At 64.3% G+C, this 22,997-nt stretch carries 14 protein-coding genes; all 14 read right to left on the bottom strand.

Annotated features, from left to right (window positions below):
* Nucleotides 1-21 precede the first annotated feature (21 nt).
* The 14 genes from Pan216_RS24815 to Pan216_RS24750 all read right to left on the bottom strand — a co-directional run bounded on the left by Pan216_RS24815 (nucleotide 22) and on the right by Pan216_RS24750 (nucleotide 22,852).
* Nucleotides 22-1,851, bottom strand: a complete 1,830-nt coding sequence (locus tag Pan216_RS24815; RefSeq protein ID WP_145262419.1) for an SPFH domain-containing protein — start codon at nucleotides 1,849-1,851, stop codon at nucleotides 22-24.
* On the bottom strand, nucleotides 1,848-3,389 hold the full coding sequence (locus Pan216_RS24810) for a permease (protein WP_145262417.1): 1,542 nt from the start codon (nucleotides 3,387-3,389) through the stop codon (nucleotides 1,848-1,850). Before Pan216_RS24810 ends, Pan216_RS24815 begins: the two co-directional genes overlap by 4 nt.
* A gap of 17 nt (nucleotides 3,390-3,406) precedes the next feature.
* Nucleotides 3,407-4,396, bottom strand: a complete 990-nt coding sequence (locus Pan216_RS24805) for an AAA family ATPase (protein WP_145262415.1) — start codon at nucleotides 4,394-4,396, stop codon at nucleotides 3,407-3,409.
* A gap of 8 nt (nucleotides 4,397-4,404) precedes the next feature.
* Nucleotides 4,405-6,708 (bottom strand): transglutaminase domain-containing protein, encoded by a 2,304-nt coding sequence (locus tag Pan216_RS24800; protein ID WP_145262413.1) that lies wholly within the window; start codon nucleotides 6,706-6,708, stop codon nucleotides 4,405-4,407.
* Nucleotides 6,705-7,955, bottom strand: a complete 1,251-nt coding sequence (locus Pan216_RS24795) for a DUF58 domain-containing protein (protein ID WP_145262411.1) — start codon at nucleotides 7,953-7,955, stop codon at nucleotides 6,705-6,707. The genes Pan216_RS24800 and Pan216_RS24795 overlap by 4 nt, the downstream gene beginning before the upstream one ends.
* Nucleotides 7,956-8,077: 122 nt before the next feature.
* Nucleotides 8,078-9,778 carry a nucleoside recognition domain-containing protein gene (locus tag Pan216_RS24790; protein WP_145262409.1) on the bottom strand — a complete coding sequence of 567 codons (1,701 nt, stop codon included), beginning with the start codon at nucleotides 9,776-9,778 and terminating at the stop codon, nucleotides 8,078-8,080.
* A 95-nt stretch (nucleotides 9,779-9,873) separates the two neighbouring features.
* Nucleotides 9,874-11,001, bottom strand: coding sequence for an NAD(P)/FAD-dependent oxidoreductase (locus tag Pan216_RS24785; protein ID WP_419192959.1), 1,128 nt, complete (start codon nucleotides 10,999-11,001; stop codon nucleotides 9,874-9,876).
* Entirely contained in the window at nucleotides 10,986-11,594 is a 609-nt protein-coding gene (locus Pan216_RS24780) for a hypothetical protein (protein ID WP_145262405.1), read from the bottom strand. Before Pan216_RS24780 ends, Pan216_RS24785 begins: the two co-directional genes overlap by 16 nt.
* Entirely contained in the window at nucleotides 11,591-12,754 is a 1,164-nt protein-coding gene (locus Pan216_RS24775; protein ID WP_419192958.1) for a GTP-binding protein, read from the bottom strand. Before Pan216_RS24775 ends, Pan216_RS24780 begins: the two co-directional genes overlap by 4 nt.
* Before the next feature lie 292 nt (nucleotides 12,755-13,046).
* Entirely contained in the window at nucleotides 13,047-14,510 is a 1,464-nt protein-coding gene (locus Pan216_RS24770; protein WP_419192957.1) for a DUF1501 domain-containing protein, read from the bottom strand.
* A 10-nt stretch (nucleotides 14,511-14,520) separates the two neighbouring features.
* Complete coding sequence (locus Pan216_RS24765; protein ID WP_419192956.1) at nucleotides 14,521-17,157, bottom strand: DUF1553 domain-containing protein; 2,637 nt, start codon at nucleotides 17,155-17,157, stop codon at nucleotides 14,521-14,523.
* A 649-nt stretch (nucleotides 17,158-17,806) separates the two neighbouring features.
* Entirely contained in the window at nucleotides 17,807-19,102 is a 1,296-nt protein-coding gene (locus Pan216_RS24760) for a hypothetical protein (protein ID WP_145262399.1), read from the bottom strand.
* Nucleotides 19,102-20,466, bottom strand: coding sequence for a DUF1552 domain-containing protein (locus tag Pan216_RS24755; protein ID WP_419192955.1), 1,365 nt, complete (start codon nucleotides 20,464-20,466; stop codon nucleotides 19,102-19,104). Before Pan216_RS24755 ends, Pan216_RS24760 begins: the two co-directional genes overlap by 1 nt.
* 1 nt (nucleotide 20,467) lies before the next feature.
* Nucleotides 20,468-22,852: a DUF1592 domain-containing protein gene (locus Pan216_RS24750; RefSeq protein ID WP_419192954.1), complete on the bottom strand. Its 2,385-nt coding sequence runs from the start codon at nucleotides 22,850-22,852 to the stop codon at nucleotides 20,468-20,470.
* Nucleotides 22,853-22,997 lie beyond the last annotated feature (145 nt).

The raw sequence follows: 22,997 nt of genomic DNA, 5'->3' as shown, positions 1-22,997 counted from the left end.
CTGTCATTCATTCGCGCGCTTTCACTGGACGGGTTCCGCGATGACTTGCTCGAGCGGGAGGCTGGTCGGCTTGTTCAAGTCGAGCAACAGCGACCCTTGGCGTTGGAGCAACGTTGTTTCGATCAGAAAGAGAGGCTTGTCGGCCAAGGCCGTCTCGAGTGTGTCGAACCAGAGCCGCAGCGACAGCGCGGCGCGGTCGATGGCGAGCGCCTCGGCCAAGGCCCGCAGACGCGACGTGGCGACCAGGGCTTCGCTGACGCGGCGTTCGGACTCGATCTTGGCGATGGCGACGGCGCTGGCTCGTTCGGAACGAGCCGCTTCGACCGTTTTGCTCGCCCAACCGGAGGCCTCGGTGATGGCTCGCGTCGCTTGCAAGCGACCGCTGATGACGTCGAGGTAGTCCGGGGCCACGGTCATTGGCGGGTGGAGGTTGACGATCGCGACATCGACGATGTCGACGCCGACCGCGTTCTCCCGACAAGCCCTCGCGATGCGGCGGGCGATTCGTTTCGCGAAGGCCTTGCGGTCATCGGAGAGAACCTGGGCCAGGGTCGCCGAACGGGTCTCTTCCATCACCGCCTGCTCGGCGTAGTCCCGTAGCGCCGCGGTCGGGTCGCTGTAGGAGTAGACGAACTCGCGAAAGCGGTCGGGCTCGGCTGACACGCGGTAGTAGACCAGCGCGTTGATCGCGACGACTTCGATGCCGTCGCCAAGGACGAACGCGTCCTCACTCTTCGCGTGAGCCTTGGTCCACAAGAGTGCCCGCGTTCCGGTTTCGGGGCCCGCCTCCTCACCCGGTTCGTAGCCAATCGGCAGTGTCCGCACTTCGGTGACGTCGACGCGCAGGACCGATCCGAAGGGCCACGGCAAGACGAGGTGCATCCCCGGCCCGAGCGGTCTCGGTTCCATGCGGCCAAGCGTCAAGCGGACACCGAGTTGGTTGACCTCGACCACGACGAGCGACGTCAGCAGCCAAGTCATCAAGACGATCGCGCCCAGTAAGGGGACAAAGGCGCGCCGGACGAAGCCGACGGCCCAAGTCGATCGCAGCCCGACTCCCCAGCGACGTTCGATGGTGTCGAAGAGACTCGCGACGGGGTTGCGGGAGGCGAAGATCAACTCGCGCGTCGTCAGCGTCGTCGGCGATTGGAAGCGCTCGTCGCTGGACGGCGGAAAGGACCAGAGGCCGACCGCGCGCACGAGGAGTTCGGCCCCGGTGACGAGCACCCAGAGGATCACCCCCATCCCGACCCATTGGTCGAGTGCTGGCCACGTCTCCGAAACGAACAGCGCCAGGCACGTCAGCAGCAGGGCGACTTGACTCTCGCGAGCGGCGAGCAAGAGGGCCCGCTGTTCGGGAAGCGGCGACTCGGCCGGGTTTGCGATCAGTCGGGTCAAGCCGCGCCAGACGCAGAAGACCAATAGGCCGGCAAGCGCGATCGCGGCCGGAACGCCCGGCATCGGACGACCGCCGACCGTCAGGGCGTGGGAATAGAGCTGGAACGAGGCGAGAAAGAGAACGACCGCGACCGGCACCGCCAGAAAGACCGCGTGCATCGAGCGGGCCTCCTCGAAGGACGCCTGCGGTTCTTCCTTGTCGTCGTCGGGTGTCTCGCTGGCGAACTGCTTCTTGCGGATCGAGCAGGCATCGAGCGTCAGCCAACCGGCCGTCGCTACCAACGCGGCCTGGAGAGCCAAGGCGACCAGGCTGACCAGTTCGAGCGTGATCCCCGCACTCGCCGCGACCACCAATTCGATTGAGGCGGTCAGCGCGACGGCGACGATCACGCCGCGCGATTCGGAGGACTTGCGGGGAGTGGGCGCTGGCGATCCCTTCGTCGCGTCGGTCATGTCGCGCCCTCACGCTCGGTGTTGCCGGCGGCACGATATGCCTCGCGACATTCGCTGTAGGAGTCGGTCAGTTCGCGAATCAGCTTGTCCTTCTCGATCTTCGAGGTCGTTCCGACGGAGTCCCGCACGCGGGCGAGCATGTCGCGAAAGGCGCCGGTTCGCGTTCGGGCCTCGGCCGACACGGAGCCGCGCCGCAGGACCGCAGCGATAGGGAGCTTCCCGGCGAGGTAGTCCCAGGTCTGAAACTCTTGCCGAGCCAGCTCCGGGGTACCGACCCGGTAGGCGGAGATCGCGTTGGCCCGCACGCTGGACATCTCGTCGAAGAGCTCCTCGACGGGCGGGTAGTAGACGTAGATCAGCATCACCACCACCGCCAGCGCGCTGACGACACCGACGATCGATGGCCACGGTTGGGGAATCTGCTTGTTCCAAATCGAATCGTTGTGGGCGACTTCGGCCGCCGCGGGAGACTCCTTTAGGCGTTCGGTTCCCGTGAGGCGAAGGATCGTGCCGGTGACGAGCAGTCCCAGCAGCGTTCCCAGCGCGACGTAGACGGGAATGCTCGCCTCCTCGAGGAGTTGCCAGAGACGTTCGGGAGCGAGGAGGTGGCGGACCTGTCCATACTGGTCGAGCGCGTGGGTGTCCTGTTCGCTCCCCAGGGGGTGTTCGAAGATCGCGTCGGAGGCATAGCCCAACGCGAGGGTCGCCGCGATGACGACGAAGCCGAGCGCGATGGCGCGTCGCACGCCGTAGATCCGCGCGACCCAGTACGGCAGGATCACGTTCAGGCCGACGCCGAAGACATGGATCGCGACCGCCGCTCCGAGGGAGAACTGAATCGACGAGATCGCCCCCATCTGCACGACGCCCATCGCCGGCGAGACGTACGCGGGAAACGCGACCAACGCCATCAGGGGCGGCGCCCACGGGTCGGTGTACTTGAGGGAACTCGTCAAGGGATAGATCGGGACGAACGCGGCCGCGAGGCCCGTCACCACCATCACGAGAAGAACATCCAGCGCGGTCGGCCCCGCGCAGAGTCGTGCGCTGGCGATGAGCGAGTTGACCAGCCGCAGCGACGACGAGCGAGTCGGCTCGACGTCCTCCACCGGGGTTCTCTCTCGCGTGGACCAGCGGTTGGTGAGGCCTCCGACCGCGAGGGAGACCAGCAGCGTCACGGCGACGAGCAGCAGAAAGATCGGCGGTCGCAGGACCGTCAAGCCGTAGACGAGGGTGATCGGGTTGAGCATCGGTGCCGCCAGGGCGAAGCTGAGCAGGTTCGGCGTTCGGGCCCCGAGTCGGCGCAGCTCGCGAAGAATCGGAAGGACGCCCAGCGAACCGACGGGGATGAGCATGCCGACGAAGGAGGCCTTGACCAAGCCGCCGAAGTCGGTGCGTGCGAAGAGACGTCGCACGTAGTCGGGCTTGACCAGGTGACGCAGCAAGCCGGCGAAGACGACGCCGCAGAGCAACGTCGGCGCCGCCTCGAGGAGGACCTGAATGCCTCGGATGACCATGGTGCCAAGGAAAATACTCACGTCGTCTCACCTGTCTTTTACGCGACGGGAACGGGAACCGTCTCGAGGATCTCGGCGATGATCGCCCCGGGGTCGGAGAAGTCTCCCGACAAGCGAACGCCGAGCACGTGGGGCGCGACCTCTTGGAAGTCGTCCGGCGTCGTGAAGTCGCGACCACGCAGATGGGCCCAAGCTTGTCCCATGCGTTGCCAGATCAGGACGCCGCGAGGACTGATTGGCAGCGTCACCGCCGCGTGCCTTCGCGTGGCCCACGCGACGTCGATCAAGTAGCGCCGCACCGAGTCGGCGACGGCGACCGACTCGATGTGACGTTGCAGTACCAGGAGCTGTTCGGGCGTGATGTCCGCGGTCGCCACCTTCCGAACTTGCGTGCCCGTGCCGACGTGGGCGGCGAGCATCTCGCACTCGTTCTCGGGATCGGGGTAGCCGATGCTGAGTTTGATCGCGAAACGATCGAGCTGGGCTTCCGGAAGCGGATAAGTCCCGTGCTGCTCGATCGGGTTCTGGGTCGCGATGACGAAAAAGCCCTCCGAAAGGTGCCGGCAACAGTTGTCGACGGTGACTTGTCGCTCGGCCATCGCTTCGAAGAGGGCGCTTTGCGTCCGCGGCGTCGCCCGATTGATCTCGTCGGCCAGGAGGACGTCGGCGAAGACCGGACCGGGCAGGAATTCGAACTCGCGCGTCTTCTGGTTGAAGATGTTGAACCCGGTGATGTCTCCCGGCAGAAGGTCGGGCGTGCACTGCATCCGGGCGAACTTTCCGCCGACCGCGGCCGCGAGCGCCTTGGCGATGGTCGTCTTTCCGAGACCCGGGATGTCCTCGATCAGCAAGTGCCCGCGGGCGAGCAGGCAGGCGAGGACCAACTCGACCACCTCGCGTTTCCCACGCAGGGCGTCGTTGAGCGAGATCCGCATCCGGTCGATGGCGGCTTGATAGACGCACTCCCGCGCATCGCCGTTCGCCGCCACGAACTCGTTGCTATTGGTCAACTCCTCGGTCGCTGCCATACGACGCCTTACCTCTCCGGGACGATGGTGATGAATTCACTCAGGGCGCTTCGCAATGTCGCGAGCTTCCAGTCGCGGACGACCTGTCCGCATAGACGAAAGGAGGTCGCGTCCTCCACGCCCGCGCCGTAGGCGACGCGTTCGAAGGTCTGAAGAAATGTCGATAGCGCGTCACTCGGCTCGCTCGCCAATGCGGTCAAGGGGCCTAGCCAGCGGCTCGGGGTCTGGCCGGGAGGTCGGCGATGTCCCGCCAGCGTGGCACGTCGCTCCAGGAGCCAGAGCGTCCAAGCGACGCTGGCCCGACGCTGGCAGCGAATCCCTACCCACCAGACGCCCACCAAGCCGACATCCGCGACGCGGCGACGATAGAGCGTGACGAGTCCGACTGCCAAGAGGATGGCAGCAACGGCGGCCGCGTGGTCGATGAGGTAGCGCATGGCGCCGGCGACCACGGTCCACGCCCACTCTTCCCACGTCAGGGTCGGCGGCGTCCGAAAGTAGCCGGGAGTCGGTTCCTGGGTGATCCAATCGCCGTTGGCCAGTTGGACCTCCGTCCAGAAGTGAGCGTCCTCCGTGACGACGGGGGTGGTGCGGCCGTGGGCGTCATAGCGGGCCGGGTTGACGTAGAACCCCGACACCGCCCGCGCGGTATAGCCCAGATGGCGAAGGGCCAACGTCGCCGTGGTCGCGAAGAGGTAGTCGGGACCCTTGCGCGACTCGAACAGGAAGTAGTCAACCGGACCGTCGACGGAAGAGGGAACAATCGCGTCGCGATCGAGGCGACACCGGTCCCGGAGTCGTTCGACGACGCCGGCCACTTGTTTCGGACCCGGAGGATACTCGGCGGCCCACTGGTCGACGAGTTCGGCGGTTCGCTTCGAGAGTCCCCCGTCGGATGGATCGGCATGGGCTTGGCCCGTCGAGGTACGCAAGAGCGAGTGCGGGCTCAGCTCCTCCAGGGCCTCCCAGTCGAGGGTCGCGGCCTCGACGTGGAGGATGGTGCCGGGGGGAAGCGTCGAGGAGGCGTCCGCGAGCGAGATGATTCCGGGGTAGGCCATGCGGAAGAAATCGGCGCGATCGACCGCCCCGAGTTTGAACGAGACAACGCGGCGCGGGAAGGGCAGGCCGCGGGTTTCGAGCTTGCCGACCTTGATGCGGTAACGCTCGGTTCCCCCTTCGTATTCGCGCTCAGGTTCGGGCGACTTTAGCCATCCCGCCAGGGTCTTCTCGAGATCGACGTGCCTGGGAGCGTGCTCGGCCTCGTGCCATCGCCAGCCGTCAAACTCATCGTAGGCGACCAACGGCAAGTGCTGTGGTGACTTGCCGTCGACATAGAGCTGCGCGTCGGCGACGAGATCGCGCGGCGCGGGACGTCGTTGGGTGCGTCGGCGATGCAGGCTGAACTCGCGCCCCGCTTGGTGGTTCTTCGAGACCTTGTCGGGCTCGCGAATCCGCTCACTGGGCAGAGCGATCGCCCGCTGCATGTTCTTCGGCATCTGCGGCTCGCCGTAGAGCTCGTTGAAGACGTCGTAGAGGGAGGGTTCAGGGGAACTGAGGTGGATGTCGCTATCGCCGCCGTCCGATTGGACGTCCTCGCCCGCGACGACGTCGTCACCATCGCCGATGCCGCCGCGCGCGAACGGGTCGCGGGCCCCGGTCCCGCCGGAGGTCGGCATCAACTCGCCCAGGGCATAGGTCACCGACTCACCCGCGCCGGCGACCACTCCCAACGCGGCGAAGAGAACGAGCAAGACGATGCCGAAAGCGGGGATCGGCATGCTCGCGGTCGGTTGGTTCTCCGATTCGATGCGCAGGGCGGACTGATACTGCACCATCAGCCAGAGACTCCCGGCCACGGTGTACGCCGCGACACAGCCCAGCGTGAGCCAGGTCGTGTCGAGCGTGCAGGCGAAGAGCAAACAAAAGGCGCTCAGGGCGGCGGCGATGTTGCGATAGCGTCGCCAGCACGAGGCCGCCGCGAGTCCGAGCGTCACGTTGCGCAGTCCCGCGATCATGACGAGTTCGTAGGGAATGCCCACGTCGGCGAGCGACCGGGTGAGCCATTCAACAGGGGCCGGCGCGAGGAGCAGTCCGAGCGAGACGCCCGCCATCACGCGTGGGTAGGGGCGATCGGGCCGAGCTCGTTTCGAGAGCCATTGGAAGCTCACGAGACTGACCACCACGAACAGCGACGGAAAGAGCGTTCGGTCGACGAGCGATCCGAGCGGACCGGCGATCGCGTCCTGAATAGCCAGCGAGCCGATGCCCGCGAGAGCGATCGTCGAGTAGCCGGCGAGACGTTCGGAGTTCACGCGGGGACCTCCAGACGATGGTCCCGTCGTTCCCGATGGTCGCCAATTGTGGAGGTCGGTTGACGATCGGCGCGAAGCAGTCGCCAGTTCGCCCGGTGACTGCCAAGGACCTGATTGGCCAACGGCGCGCCGTCGATGCTGACGACATACTGAAAGGCGATGTCGATCGAGGGTTCTTGCAGAGGTGTCGCCGTCAGTTCGTCCTCCGGGGCGGTCCGATCGGGAAGCTGCGCCAGCGCGTCGAAGGCGACATGTCGGGAACCGCTGATCATCTGCGCGCCGCAGAGAATCTCCACGGCCGCCCCGCGTGCGATCGCTTGGTCGTGAATCCCCGCGACGAGTCGAATCGCCCGTTCCCAATGGTCGAGTTCGTCGGCCGTCGTTTCCAAGGAGGCGTCAAGCATCGTTCGAATCTGGGAATCGAGCACGATGCGGACAAAGGGGACCGTTGTCGATTGCAGTTCGCAGACGATCATGCGATCGTGTCGCGCGGTCTGGCCCCAGTGGACGCGGCGCAGCGAGTCGCCCATGCGGTAGGGACGGACGCCGAGCATCTCGCCGGCGGTGCCGACGCGGTCGTTGAGCAGTTCGCCGTGGGTTCGGCGTTCGCCCCAGGTTTCGGGCAAGGGGGGAGCGGGGGCGGGCTTTGGCCAGATCAAAGCGGTGCGTTCGATCGCGATCGGTCGACTGGCTCGCCACAGGCCGAAGGGAAACGCGCAGCGAAGCCGCGGGGTTTGGCGCGGGAAGAGTCCCCGACGGTGGGCTTTCATCGACCAGGTCGTGGTGATCGTTCGGCGGCCGCCAACGACGGCGATGAAGGTGTCGGCCCGCTCGGTGTCGCCGGTCTCCTCGATCGGCTTGGATTGCATGCCCCCGAGATCGACGGCGATCCAGTGAACGGGCCACGGCAGGCGGTTGGTCAACGTTAGGGTGACGACGATCGTCTGCCCCTCGGTGGCCCGGCGTCGGTCGAGCGACAGGGTGCCCCGCAAGGCGCGAGCGTTCATCCAAGGCCAAACGACCCCCAGAACCACAATCGCCACGGCGAACGTCATGATCAGGAACGCCCGACTGGAACCGTAGACTCCGCAGACTCCGGCGATGGTCGCGACGATCAGCATCGCCCCGAGCCGATTTCGCCACGGAAGATACGCGTTCCAATCCTCTCTGATCTCTCGAGTTGTCAGCCAAGCGAGAAGCTGTCGGGCGCGAGCGGTCTTGGCAGGCTTGGAGGGACTGGGGCGCACGCTGTCGTCTCGCGTTGAATGGAGCAGGTAAAACGAAGTATACTTCAGTATAACAAAGTATGCTTCTCGCTGAATTGTTTTACAACGGTTTTTCGATGTAGGGGCTTGGCCAGCGTCGCGATCTACCCCAACGCGGCGACCAACAACGCGCCTCCCCAGGCCAAGATCAGCGTGAATCCCACGGCGGCCGCGGCCTGGCGGCAAAGCAACCGGGCGCACGCGGACCAATTGGTTTCGCGAGCGATGGTCATCACCGTGACGATGCAGGGCAGGAGCGAACCTGCCAGGAAGACTCCCACCAAGGCTTGGAGCGGCGTCATCTGGTTCGTCGCCACCGAGTCGGTGAGTAGGAAGATCCCATCCTTGCGGATCGAGGCCATGATGACGGGAAGCGCGGCCTCGGCAGGCAGTCGAACGAGCGCCATCGCCGGCTCCAGCCATCGGGAGACCATTGCGAGCACACCCGAGGAGGCGAGGTAGGCGGCAGCGACACAGATCACGAAGAAGACCGGCATCGCTTGGGTCACGAATTGCCGGATCGTCGAGCGCGCTTCCCAGCCGATCGCTTGCGGTGAAGGCCAGCACAGATGCACCGACGGCCCGACGTTGATGATGGTCAAGTCGGATGGGGCGGCTCGGGGCTTCGTGAGCCACAGGTAGGTGAAGGTGCTGAACGCGAGATAGCCTAGGAAGACGAGCGCCAACCAAGGGCTCCCGGCGGCAACGAAGACCGAAAGCGATGCGGGAAGTTGGTAGGAGCACGCCGCTCCGAACGCGATGGCTTGAATCGTGGGTTGGCGCGTGCATCGGGAACATGCCCGCGTCGCGATCACCGCGGGGACGTTGCATCCGAGTCCCATCATCACGCGAACGACATCCCGTCCCGTCAGGCCGATTGGACGACAGATTGGTTCGAGGTACTGGTTGATGGCTTCGATCAACCCACTCGCCTTGTAGGCGCCCAAGATGAGCGCGTAGAGAAGAACGGTGGGGAATGCCCAGACCAACAGAAACGGGCCCATCGGCAGCAATCCAAACTCGCCCGACAGTGGTGCCTTGACGATATTCGGGACGAGCGGGCTTCCGTTGATGGAGTCGATCACGGGAGTGATCCAAGAGGAGACAGCCGGATCGAGCCAGCCCGCAATCGTGTTCGCGAGAAAGATCGTCGCGAGCGCCGGTAGCAGCAAGAGAAGAACTCCGGCGAGGAGTCGAAGCGAGGTCGCGATCGAGCCCTTGGAACGGGATGACGGGCGAGTTCTCTGAGCGAGGTCGAGTGCGAAGGGCTCTTCCAACGATTGTTTTTGGAATCGGAGTGGCTCACGAAGGGAGGCGAGCAGTTCCCGTCGTCGCTCTTGCGGAAGACGACGGGCGTCGATCGCGTGAACGGGCACGCCGATCTCCTTCTCGAGATGGTGGAGCCGCTCTCGCGCTTTCTCCTGGTTCGCGACTTGGTCAAACCAAGTGACGACGATTCCGCCCCGTTTGCCGGCGACGAGTGGCAACAGGTCGTTGAGGTCGGTGGTGAGTCGGTCCGCGGCGACGACGATCAAGACGACGGGATCGCCGACGAGTTGAGCGAGCGCCAAACGCGTCGTTTCGGTATCCGATCGGAGAAGGATGCCGGGCGTATCGAGCAGAGCCAGTTCACCGGTGGAGTACTTTTCCACCTCGACAGTGGCTCCGAGGTAGTTGCTCGCGGGTCTTTTTCCTCCGGAGAGAGAGGCGCAGAGCTGGGTCTTCCCGGCTCCCTCCTTGCCGATCACTGTCGCGGTGACGAGGGCGTCGACGCGTTTTGGAAGTGTGGTGGTGTTTGAGTCCATGGGTGGTTCGCGCATGTGAACGAAATGTCGGCCAGCCTCACGTGATCGCTGGCGCCCGAGATGAGTGACGACCGGAGTATGCGAACAGTAGCCGCTCAGCATTCGCAAGACTCGCCGCAACAACTGAAGTCGTCCAAGTACATGCCCGCCTCGCGGTAGTAGTCGATGAAGTCGCTCGTGTCGACCCCGAGGCGTTCGCCGATCGCGGCCGCGACGACGGCGAACCGCTGGCGAAACTTGTAGATGAAGCAGAACAGCAAGCCCTCATGGCGTACCTTGGGACCGACAAGGAAGAGGCCCTGTGTCTTTACTGACTCGTCTTGGGGGGTCAGCATGGGGAAGCCTTCCGGGTCATTCTCGAACAGTCCTTGAATGAGCGTTTGCCCGCCAAGGAAACCGGTGGCCAACAGCGGGGGCGACGAAACCGTGACGCGATCATCCGCGTGCGAGCGAATGACGAAGGCGTCACTCGTTCGTTCGACGGCCACGACGTGGAAATCGGGGCGTAGGACGAGTTTGTCTCGATCGAGAAGGTCGCGCAACCTGAGCGCGGAGGTAGGGACGAGCGAGCCACTCGGGTCGGGATCGTCGGAGATCCCGATGGGGTTGCGGTCGATCAAGGTGATTCGATCGGCGGTGCTCGCGAGGTGGGTTGCCGCGTCGACACCGCTCTCGAAGCCGCCGATGATGGCGAACTCGCTGCCACTCAACTCGGCCCACGACTGGACGCACGAGGTGTGGACGCAGTGCTCGGAGCCGACGAACGGACACCTGTTCGGGTACTGAAACTCGCCCGTGCCCCAGATTAGGTACTGGGCTTCGTAGTCTTCTCGGTCGGTCCTCAGCAGGAAGCGTCCGTTCTTGTCACGGGTAATGGAGTGAACGTTCGTCTTGGTTTCGGCCGGCAAATGACGATAGGTCGCAAGGGCCTCCAAGTAAGCCGCGTACTGGAGGCCGGTCGGGTTTTGTTCCCCAAGAGTGAAGGCGGGAGAAGTCGTCGGCGATACCGAGTTGAGGTCCAATAGGCCGAAGCCATTGCTGTAGAACGAGGGCGTGATGAATCGCATTTCTCGCGGCCACCGACGGAACGACTCGCCGACTCGGCCACGATCGACGATGACGAAGTTGTTAAGCCCGAGATCTTGGAGAGCGATGCCGACGCCGACACCGGCGGCACCCGCGCCGACAATCGCCACCTCGACGCACTTCATCCGCTGACGCATGTTAGGGCCTCCCATTGTTCCGGAATCGTGGTGCTCTCCTCGCCCCGGTAGCGGGACCACTTCGTGACGCATTGCGTGCGGTAGCCTTTGCCGAGGGACTCGCGAACCCACCGTTCGTAGTCGGCGATCCACGCGAAGAGCCGATGGAGCAGCCGGTGGGCTCGCTGGAGGTCGGCACTGGCCCGGGGGCTCTTGAAGCCGCGAATGTCGTCGGGCGAATGAACGCCGTCGGGCAACTCGCACGAACACGAACAGCGGACGGGAGAGTGATAGCGTCGGACGAAGAGACTCCCCTCCGTCGGCAACGCGACCACGACGCCGAATCCCCAGAGCCCGACGTCGAGATCGTCGAAACGTCCCCGATAGAAGCTGGAACCGCACTCATCGCTCGGGGGACGCTGGCGTTCCAGGCCGTAGGTCAACAAGAGATTGTCGCGGGCCGCCCGGATGTCCAGCCCCCAACACCAGAGCTGCATCTCGAAGAGTCGGACCGCTTCCTTGGAGAGTTCGGCGCCGGCGGCCGATGCCGAGAGGCCCGAGCGTCGTCGCGGCCGTCGAACAAGCCAAAGAGGCCGTTGTCCCAAGGGGCTCATGGCGCGGAGGCCTCATCCTGCTGGAGAACCCATGCGGGGAACGGGTCGTCCATGGCGCACCATTGAGTCGGGCCAATGGCGAGTTCGTCGTCGGTGAGCAGGCAATCGTCGAGCGTCGCGGTCAGTCCCGCCACGTCGAGGTCTTGGCCGATCAGCGCGATCTCCTGTCGAGGAGGAAGCTCGCCTTCGGGGGCCTCCCGCGGGTCGGGCCAGTATCCGGCCGGCTCAATCGAGCAGATGTGACCGGCCAACGAGAAGATTCCCGCCAACTCCACCCGGGTCGCCAGCCAAACGAAGCCCTTCGCACGCAGGACCGGCCGAAAGGTGTCGCCGACCAGGAGCGTCCAAAGCCGAGTCGGATGAAAGGGGCGGGCGGCGCGGTAGACAAAACTGCCGATGCCGTATTCGTCGGTCTCGCTCGACTCCTCGCCCCGTAGGGTTCGCAGCCAACCGGGGGCCTCGGCCGCTCGCTCGAAGCTGAAACGCCCCGTGTCGAGCAATTCGTCGAGGGGAACCTGGCCGCGCGAGGACCGTAAGATGATCGCCTTGCGGTTGAACTGCCGAAGCAGGGCCTCGATCGCGCCGAGTTCGTCCCCGGAGACGAGGTCGCACTTGTTGATGATCAGCGTGTCGGCGAACTCGATCTGGTCGACCACGAGCTGCGCCAAGTCGCGATCGTCCTCCTCGCCGGCCGACAGACCGAGCGAACGCAGATCGGCGACCGACTCGAGCTGTTCGAGAATCGTCGAGGCGTCGATCACGGTCGCGAGCGTGTCGAGACGGGCGATCGACGAGAGGCTCGCTCCCGATTCGTCCTCGAAAGTGAAGGTCTCCGCGACCGGCAGTGGCTCGGAGATGCCCGTCGACTCGATGAGCAGGTGGTCGAAGCGGCCCTCGCGAGCGAGCCGGCCAACTTCGAGGAGCAGGTCCTCGCGGAGTGTGCAACAGATGCAGCCGTTGGTCATCTCGACGAGTTGTTCGTCGGTTCGGCTCAGTGCGGTCTCGCCGCGAACCAGGTTGGCGTCGACGTTGATCTCGCTCATGTCATTGACGATGACGGCGACCCGTCGGCCCGCGCGATTGCCCAGGATGTGGTTCAGCACCGTGGTCTTGCCGGCGCCTAGGAACCCGGACAGGACCGTGACGGGGAGTGGTTGCATGGATGATTTTCCTCGGAGAAACATGACCCGGATTATTGGTAATACTTAGTATTACATCCGGGGAGGTGTCCAATCAACGGGAATTCCGCGATCTCTCCGAAGGCCTCGTCGCGAGCCTCGACGACCGCGAAGCTCGAACCGGGAAGGGGCACGTCAACGGCCCACGCCGCGGACAAGACCTTGCGTGGTCGAGGGCAGATTGGAGTGGTGGTCAGAGGGAGGGAGGAGGAACGGTCGTCGCTTCTCGGACGACATGCCCACGCGAACGCGGGCAGGGGATGACCAGCAAACGCTACGCGATGATCGCGTCGATTGGCTGGCCGTGGTCGATGACCAGACGTTTGCGGCCGGGGATCTCGAGCTTGCGGGAATCGAGCCCGAGTTGCTTCAGGATCGTCGCGTGGATGTCGGTGACGTAGTGCCGGTCCTCGACGGCGTGAAAGCCGATCTCGTCGGTCTTGCCGTGAACCACGCCCCCCTTGATCCCGCCTCCCGCCATCCAAACCGAGAAGCCGTAGACGTGATGATCGCGGCCATCGCTCCCCTGTGACCCGGGCGTGCGACCAAACTCGCTGGCGAAGACCACGAGCGTCTCGTCGAGCAACCCCCGCTGGGCGAGGTCCGCGAGCAACCCCGCGATCGGCCGATCGACCGCCAGGGCGTTCTTCGCGTGATTCTTCTTCAGGCCGGAATGGGCATCCCAAGCGCCCGCCCCGCCTCCGCCATGCTGGACCTGGATGAAGCGCACCCCCTGTTCGACGAACCGGCGGGCCGCGAGGAGCTTGGTCCCGAAGTCCTCACACTCCTTGCGGTCGATGCCGTAGAGCGTTTTCGTCTCCTCCGACTCCTGGGTGAAGTCGACGACGTCGGGAACGGAAGTCTGCATGCGAAACGCGAGTTCGTACGACTTGATCCGTGCGGCCATCGCGTCATCGTCGGGGTAGCGTTCGCCGCGCAGGGCGTTGAGTTTGTCGATGTAGTCCTTGCCGATCGACTGTTCTTTCCTCGAAAAGGTCCCTTGGGGACGGCTGTAGTCGAGCGGATTGTCGGGGTCGATCCGCAGCGGCACCGCGTCGTTGGCCGGTCCGAGGTAGAGCCCATCCTTCTTGTTCCAGATCGGCCGGGTGCCGACGGAGATGTACTGCGGCAGGTTGTCGTTGAGCGACCCGAGTCCATAGTGGACCCAAGCGCCGAGGGTCGGGAAGTAGCCGTCGATCCGGTTGCGTCCCTGGTGAAACTCGCGCTGCGCCGCGTGGTTGCTGTCGGTCGTCCACATCGACCGCACCACCGCCAGCTTGTCGACCTGCTTGGCGAGGTTGGGAAACCAGTCGCTGACCTCGATGCCGCTGGCGCCATGCCGGCGGAAACCGACTTGCAGCGGGAAGAGCTTGTTGCGCTGTTGGCCGTTCGCGTCCGGGACCGCCGCCCGCGCCAGGGCCAGCTTCTCGGGGTTCTGCGTCTCCGCGAACGGGGTCTCGGCGATCGTCTTGCCGCCGTACTTGGTCAGCATCGGTTTGGGGTCGAAGCTCTCCATATGGCTGACCCCACCGTTCATGAAGAGCCAGATAACGCTCTTCGCTTTCGCGGGAAAGTGTGGCTCGCCGGTCGGTGGTGACCAGTGCCCGTCACTGCCGTAGCCGTCGCGGTGCAGCATGGCACCCAGGGCCAGACTGGCGAATCCCATTCCCGCGCGGGAGAGAAACGTCCGACGAGTCGAGCCGTACGTCGCGTCGTGGTTCATCGTTCGTTCTTCCATCGTCGTGATCCTACCGAATGGTGACGAAGTCGTTGTGATTGATCAGGGCCCATACGAGGTTCGCCCGGGCCCGCTCCTCCGAGGTGTCGGGCAGCCTCCGCCAGGTGCGAAGAACCTCGCGACTGGCGGCGATCTCCCTTTCCGTCGGCTCGAAGCCGAGGATCACCACGAAGGCTTGACGAAGGAAGCCGTCCTCGTCGGTCGTCTGCTCGCTGAGTCGGGTGGCGATCTGGCCGACCGCGTCGAGGACCAACTTGCTGTTGCTCAGGGCGAGGGCTTGCTGCGGCACGATGCTCTGTTCCCGCCGATAACACTCGGCCGGTAGGGCCTCGTCGAAGGAAGTGAGAAAGAGGTTCCGCTTGTCGTCGGAGTGGAAGAAGTAGAGGCTGCGTCGCTTCGAGTTCTCCTGACTCTTGGGTGGCACCGAAGGGCCGCCCATCGTTGGGTCGAGCGTTCCCGCCAAGGCCAGGACCGAGTCGCGAATCACTTGCGACTCGAGCCGCCCAGGTGTCCGTCGCCACCAGTAGTGATTGTCGGGGTCGGCCGCGAGGTTCGACTCGGCACCCGCGAGTGAGGAACTCATCCGATAGGCCGCCGAGGTCACGATCAAGCGATGCAGATGCCGCATGCTCCACCCGTGTTCCATTAGTTCCGAGGCCAACCAGTCGAGCAGCTTCGGGTGCGTTGGTTGGGAGCCCTTGCGACCGAAGTCGAAGACATCCGCGACCAACGGCTCGCCCATGTGTCGCATCCAAAGCTGATTGGCCGCCACCCGCGCGGTCAAGGGATGGCGACGGTCCGTGATCCAGCGGGCCAGGGCCGTGCGCCGACCGGAGCTATGGGCCGGGAACGTGATTGGCGGGTCGTCCCGTCCCGTGTGCAGAAAGCGGGTCGTGGCCCACTTCGCTCCTTCCAAGGGCGTGAAGGTCTCCTCCAGCAACACCGGTTTCGACGCGGTCTCTTCGGCGTCGCGCAGAGCCTTCGTCGCGCTGGCGAGTTCCTTCTTCGCCTTGGCGTTCCTCTCATCCCCTTTCGCCTGATCGAGCGACAGTTGTTTCGCGGCGACCGCGGCCTGACGCTTCACGAGTTCGAGGGCACGCTCCCCGCGAACCGCTTCCGCCCTGGTCGCGATCATCGCCATCGCATCGACTCCCGGCCGCGCCGCCTTGCTGGCCGCGGCACGCAGGCGAACCGACGCGAGGCGCGCCTCGGCTTCCTTCACCTTCCACGTCGCCCGCTCGATCTTCGCGTCGGGTTTGTGGGAATCCTTCTTCTGTTTGTTGACCAGGTTTCGAAGGGAACGTTCGGCGGCCGCGAGGTCGCGTTCGGCGAGTGTCACATGGGCGGCAGCGGTCCACGGCCGAAGTTCCGTCTTCCAGGCTCGCGTCGGGAGGGCGACCGGTTCGATCTCCAGCTCGTCGAAGGCGAGAATGTCGGGGACGCCGGGCTCGATTGGGGTCGACGTGTCGGGGCGAGTCTCTTGACCGCGAACGAACAGATAGGTCGGCATCTCAAGCTGAGCGTCGAAGACACGGGGAACGCCGTCACGCTCGTAGTCCGCCTCGCCCGGAACCATGTCGAGCCGGACGTGGTAGGGTTCAAAGAAGGCTCGCATCCGGTAGAAGTCGGCTTGCTCAAAGGGATCGTACTTGTGGTCGTGGCACTTCACGCAGTTCATGGTGAGACCGAGGAAGCCCTTGCTGACGTGCTCGACGGTCTGCTCCAGCCAGATGTTCCGGTTGAAGATGTAGAAGTTCCGCGCGAGGAAGCCGGTCGCCCGAAGCTTGTCGGCGTCCTCGGGATAGAGTTCGTCCGCGGCGAGCATCTGTCGAATCATCTCGTCGTAGGGAAGGTCGCGATTGAGCGACTCGACGATCCAGTCGCGCCAGTGCCAAAGGTGCTTCTGGCTGTTGCGCAGAATGTCTCGATAGCCCCACCAATCGCTATAGCGCCAGACGTCCATCCAGTGCCGCGCCCACCGTTCGCCATGTCGGGGATCTTCCAGGAGTCGATCGACGAGGTGTTCGTACCACATGGCCGAGCGGTCGTTCACGACGCGCTCGATCTCCTCGGCACTGGGCGGTAGGCCGACCAAGTCGAGGTAGAGCCGCCGGACCTGGAGCAGCCGGGGGGCTTCGGGTTGGGGAACGAGTCCAAGCTCCTGGTGGCGGTGCGAGAGGAAGGCGTCGATCGGGTTTCGCCGCCAGGCCACCTCCCCGAGCGGAACGTCGGGTCGGACGACCGGCTGAAAGGACCAATGATCCTCGGGGTCGGCTTCCGGCTCTTCGCCCTCCGGCGCCGGCGCTCCGGAGTCGATCCAGGTACGAACCATCGCGAGCTGTTTGGCCGTGAAGGGCTCGCCCTCGTGCTCGGGCGGCATGCGCTCGTCGAGGTCGTTCGCGGCGAGCCGCGCGAGAAGGTAGCTCTCCCTGGCGTCGCCGGGGACGATCGTCGCGCCGGAGTCGCCGCCCTGAATCATGAGCGCCACGGTGTCGAGACGCAGGCCTCCCTCTTGCTTAAGGGCTCCGTGGCAAGAGAAGCAGCGTTCCCGCAGCAGCGGTTTCACGCCGGAGAGATAGTCGGTCGGATTGCTGGCCCCCTTGCCGATCCCTGGAAAGAATGCGCCCAACGTTAGGATGAGGAGCATCGACCATCGGCATCGTGTCGCGGGCTGGGTCATGGTGGGCCTCACGGGGTGGTTGATCGGTGCGGCGGCGTGGCGGCCGTCCGATCGTCGCTTGAGGATGGTCGTCGTTTGCCGAGGTCGTCCGAGCATGCCCACGCAGGCGTGAACATGGCAGCGTACCTGTGTTTGTCGGCAATGTCACGTGCCATCATGGATGTCGAAAAAATGGGCATTCAGGGAACGCCCGTGTCTTGGAGCTTGGTCGGGAAGGTCTCTTCTCTTACGGCAAGCTACCCAAAGTGACTGAGGCCGTCAAGGATTCCGAACGTTTCCGTTGGTTCTGGGAACTCCGTTGTGCTCCCCCTTGTCGAGCCAGGGGCAACGTCGGACACGCCGCGTCGCTAAGAGACGCGGATTGCAGCCCTGACGGGCTTGGCTTGGTAGTTGGAGTGGGCTTCTCTTCTCCCGAAGGGGAATCTCCTTCTTCTACCGGAAAGGTGTTTTGCTCTGGGCAACGCGGAATCGATTCGGCCAGGTGGCGGAGAGCCGACCCCCCCTCTTTCCCCCCTTGGACAAGGGGGGACGAAAGAGACTTTCCCTTGGACAAGGGGGGACAAAAGAGACTTTCCCTTGGACAAGGGGGGACGAAAGAGACGAGGTCATGCGAGCCCTACGACGAGGGGGGCTTCTTGGGGGAGGCGCCACGCTCCAGGAACTGGGGGCGGATGTCGAAGGGCCAAAGTCGCTCCTCGCGCGGAATGCTGACCCGTGACCAGTTGGGCGCTTTTAAGCAAATGGTTCGGCCGGGACGAACGCCTTCGAGCAATTCGGACATGTGAAGCGTCCATCGCTTGCCGCCGCTGCCGGGGGGCGGGTTGTCGACGCCGACGATCGCTTCGAGACGATATCCCTTCGCGTCGTTGCCTTGATCGTGCGACCGCAGGTTCGACTCGACGACGATAAAGCGGCCGTTGGTCTTGGCTCGAAACTCGCTGAGCATCTCCTCGTCGGGGCCGGCGTAAAGATGAGCCGTCACGGTGCCGGCTCCCTTGTCGTGATGGTCGACCTTCTCGACGAGTACCGGAACACCGTAGATCTTCAGGTGTTCCAAATAGCCGCGGCGCTGCCGCTCGGTCGCGATGGCTTGACTCTCCTTGTCGAGCCAAAGGTCGGTGATGCGGCCGGGGCCATAGATCGTCGCCCACGTCAGGTTGAAGAGGGTCTCTTGGCCGGGAGCGATGTCGTCGAGTCGGCCGATGGTAAGGCCCTTCCAAATGCGGGTGGCGGCGTTGATATCGAACGTTTGCGGCCCCTCGAGGTCAAACTCTTCCGGGAAGGGTACCTTCTCGGGCGACTTCGTCGGGCTCTTGGAGTCGACGAGTTCGGCGACGAGCTTGCCTTGCTCGCGATCGACCGAGAGGACCTTCCAACGCTTCCCCCGGCGTTGGTAGAAGGAGAAGTCGTCCTCGAGGGTCAACGCCTGGTTGAAAGGGGACTCGGGCGAGAAGGCGTTAGGTTGGTTTCTGACCTGGGCTTGGTAGTCGGTCGGTTGCAGCGCGACGTCGTACTCGCCCTTCGGCCCAAGGTGCAACGCCCCGTGCAGATGGGTGCCGAGGGGAACGTCCTTGAGCGTCGCCGGGGCGCCGTGAAAAGTGACGGTTCCGTAGGGAAGCATCGCGAAGTGATGCGGCAAGTCGAGATGGTTCTTCTTGTAGTCGTCGAGCCGATCGGGTCGCAGAATGCCCATCCGGTTGACGTGATCGACCATCGTCAACTCGCCCGCGAGGTAGTGGGACGTGTTGGGCGGCGGAAAGGCGCTCGGCCGAGCGATTGTCGGTTTCTCGTCGGCGATCGTGGCCGATGAAGTCATCATGCTCAGAAGGATCGCGGTCACCCCGACCGCTCGGCCCGTCCCATGGACACGGCCGCGCGCGGGCGACGATTTCGGGGTTGACGTGGGTGTCATCAAGACGTCACCTCGGAGAGGGTGCGGATGCTGTCGGAAAAGGAATCGGCCTCGACGCCCATCGACTGGGCGACGGTGAGCAGGAGGTTGCTGAGGCGGGCGTCACTATCGAGGGGACGCGAGCAGAGTTGGTAGTGGGCATTGGCGTCGTCGAGGGTGTAGCCGTCGAAGTGGCCGACATTGAAGTCGACGTGCTGGCCGTGCTTGAGGCCGAGCTTGGCGCCGCCGGCGAGGATGGTGGGGACGTTGGCGTTGCCGTGACTGTGGCCGTACGCCATGCCGCTGCCGTAGAGGAGGACCGTCGAGTCGAGTAGGTTGGCGTCTTCCTCCTGGATCTCTTGCAATCGCTCGAGCAGGTACGCGAACTGTTGGAAGTTGAAGGCGTCGCTTTCGGTGAGCCGCCGGAGTTGTTCGGGGTCGCCGTTGTGATGCGACAGGGAGTGTCGTGTCTGGTTGATTTGGATTTCGGGGATGGGGAGTCCCTTGCCCTCGTCGCCGCTGCTGAAGGTGATGACCCGCGTCATGTCGGTTTGAAACGCGAGGACCATCAAGTCGTACATGGTGCGGAAGTAGTTGCCGACTTGCTGCTGATCGACCGTTCTGTTGACCCGGGCCTCGTCGGTTTTGGCGATCGTCGGGCGGGGAACATCGAGCCAGGAGTTGGCGCGCTGGGTGCGAATCTCGACTTCGCGGACCGACGTCAGGTACTGATCGAGGCGGGTCCGGTCGTTGCCGCCGATCTTCTTGTTGAGGCGGCGAGCCTCTCCAAGGACCGCGTCGAGGACGCTGCCGGTCCGCTCCAGTTCGCGGCGTTCCTTCGCGACGCCACCCTCGGGGGCGACGAAGAGTCGCTTGAAGATCTCGGCCGGCTTGGTGGCGGCGGGAAGGCCGATGCCGTCGGCGTTGTAGGCGAGCGAGCGGCCGGTGTTGCTCATCTCGAGTGAGGAGAAGCGAGTGAAGGGAGCGGTCTTGGCCGCGATCAGTTGATCGACGGAGATCGAGTTGCGGGCCGTCGCTCCCGCCTGGGCGCCGGTGAGCCAGACCGCTTGGCAGTTGTGGTGATGGCCGATCGCTCGCGGGTGGTGCAGACCGCTGATCGGGGTGATAACGCCGCGGTGCTTTTCGAGCGGTTTGAGCGACTTGCTGAAGGAATAGTCCTTGCCGGTTTCGAGGATCTGGTAGTCGAGCGTGTTGACGCCATTGGGCAGGTAGATGAAGACGCTGCGTTTGGCCCGTTCCGGTTCCGGGGTCGACTCCGCCCGTGCCGGCCTCATGCAATCGAGCATCGGCAGCGCGAGGGCCGCTCCCGCGCCGCGAAGGAAGTGTCGGCGCTTGAGCTGCCATTGGCGAGTGAGGATGTTCATGTCAACGGGTCCGAAAGAGGTCTGAGGTCACCAGGTTCTCGATCACCGCTTTCAAGCGATAGTCGTCGTTCTCGCACTGGGCGGCGATCGCCCGAATCTGTTCGCGGTCGTCGACCGTCATCGCGCGACGCAGAGCATACGTCGCCAGCGTCTCGACGAAGGCCTCGCCGAAGAGGTCGAGGTCGTCGCGCAGCAGACGCTTGAATTGATCGGGACCGTCGAACGCGCGTCCGTCGGGCAGGACGCCAGTCGCGTTGACGGTCGGGTTCTTCCCTTTGCCATCGGGGACGATCTCGACGGTCCGCCAACGGCCGATCGCGTCGTAGTGGTCGAACGCGAAACCGAGCGGGTCGATCTTGCGATGACAAGCGGCGCAGCTCGCATGGATCGCGTGGGCCTCAAGCTTCATCCGCACCGACGCCTTGGGAGCGGTCACCGGGTTGGGCTCGATCGGATCGACATTCGCCGGCGGCGAGGGAGGCGTCTTCCCGAAGATTGCCTCGGAAACCAGGACGCCGCGATGGACCGGGCGATGCCGGGTCCCGTCGGAGGTCAGCGACAGGACCGACGCGTGCGTCATGATCCCGCCCCGATGATCGTCCGGCTTTAGGGTGACTCGCTGGAAGCCGGACTTCGGCAAGGAGGGCATTTCGTAGTGCCACGCCAGACGGGGATTGACGATGGTCCAGTCGGAGTCGAGGAACTCGCCGATCGACAAGTTCTTGTTGTAGACCTCGGCGAAGAAGTTCGTCGACTCGAGGATCATGCTTCGCTCGAGCCACTCGTCGTAGTCGGGAAAGAGCTTCGGGTCGGGAGGAAACATCCCGACCTTGCCGAGTTGGAGCCACTGCCGGGGGAACGATTCGCAGAAGCGAGCGACCTTCTCGTCGCTCAGCATACGGTCGAGTTGTCGCTTCAGTTCGTCCTTGTCGCCTAGTCTTTTTGAACGGGCCGCCGCCAGCAGTTCTTCGTCGGGCATCGAACTCCAGAGGAAGTAGGAGAGTCGCGAAGCGAGTTCGAAATTGTCGAGTTCGGTCCGCTTCTGGTCGGCCGATCCCTCGGTGAGGTAGAAGAAGTTCTTCGACGCCATCACGCCGAGAAGGCCGGTCTTGTACGCTTCGCGCGTGGGCTCGCCGGCGCCCAGTTCCCTCTCGACGATCGCGAGGTAGGGCGCCAATTCCTCGTCCGTGACCGGACGGCGCCAGGCCGCTTCCGCGAACCGCTGGAGGCTGGCTTTCACGTCGGCGAGGTCTTTCGGGTTCGAGGGGAAAAAGGCGGCCCGTCGGGCGAGTTCCTCGTCGGAGACGATCGGGCCTTCCCACTCGAGCCAATCGAAGATCAAGAAGGGATAGAGGGCGTTTCCCTCCTCGTCGGTCATCTTCCGCTGCCAGGGGGCTCGCGAGTTGGGATTGTTGAGCTTGGTGAAGACGTACTGGTTCGTCGGTCGTCCCGAGCGGCCCGCGTTGGAGGGACCGGGGACCGCATTCTCAACGCTGACGGTGATCTTTCCCTCGAGATAGGTCTCGAACTCAACGATGACCGGTTCGTCCTCCGGGGCCAGGATGTCCTGTTCGAATAGGGTCCGATCGAGCTGCTTGGAGTAGAGCTTCACATGCGGCGGTCGTCCGTTCTTCGGCTTGAGCCCGCTGATCTTCATGCGGCCGCGATAGATCCCAGGGGGCATCTTGTAGCTGCCGTGAGCTGGTTCGGCGTGCGGCAACTTGTGTCCAGGCCAGAGGAGGACGCGGACCTGATCGAGAATTCCCCGCTCTCGCAAAAGTTCGCGCTTCGTGCGGTTGGGCCAGTCGATGTCGAGGGCGTCCTTGCGGTACTGCTTGGACTTCGGCGGTTTCTCGGGGTAGGCGTTGTCGAGGACTTCGCGGGCGGCGCGGAGGTATTTCTCGACGTGGGAGGGCGAGAGGGTCAACTGCGAGCCGATCCGTTCAAAGCCGTGCCAAACGGGATCCTCGGTCATGTGCCCCGGCGCGGCGGCGTCGTAGTGAACGCCCAGCAAGTCGTGGATCGTGTTGGAATATTCCTCACGGCTCAAGCGGTAGTGCGCTACCGGAGCCCGCTTGGCCATCCGCGCGTGCTTGCCCTCCTTGATGCGGTCGCCGAGCCAGCCGACTACCGCGGCGATCTCTGTCTCGGTCGGTTGGACCTCGTCCTCGGGAGGCATCTCGCCGGAGTTGATCCGCTCGATCACTTCCGCCCATCTCTGGGCTCCATCTTGCTTCTGAAAGTCGCGCGAAAGCGTGTCGATCCGGAAGTCACCCTCCTGCGTCGTCTCATCGTGGCAGGCTAGGCAGTGTGTCGCCAGGAACGGCTGAATCGCCTTGTCGAAAGGCTCCGCCGCGAGGCAAAGACTGGGGAGGCACGAAGCCACAGAGAGAAGAAACCAAAGGCGGGGCATAGTGGCGAGCTCAAGTGGAGGAGAGTCCTATCCCTTATGCTTGTACCGCATCGGCGCGGACGGAGTCAAGGAGTACTCCCTGTGGGTTTGATGACCGATCGGTTTTCGGTCGCTGGTG

Origin of the sequence: Kolteria novifilia (assembly GCA_007748055.1) — a bacterium.
GTDB lineage: Bacteria > Planctomycetota > Planctomycetia > Kolteriales > Kolteriaceae > Kolteria > Kolteria novifilia.
This window is presented reverse-complemented; position numbering and strand designations above follow the sequence as displayed.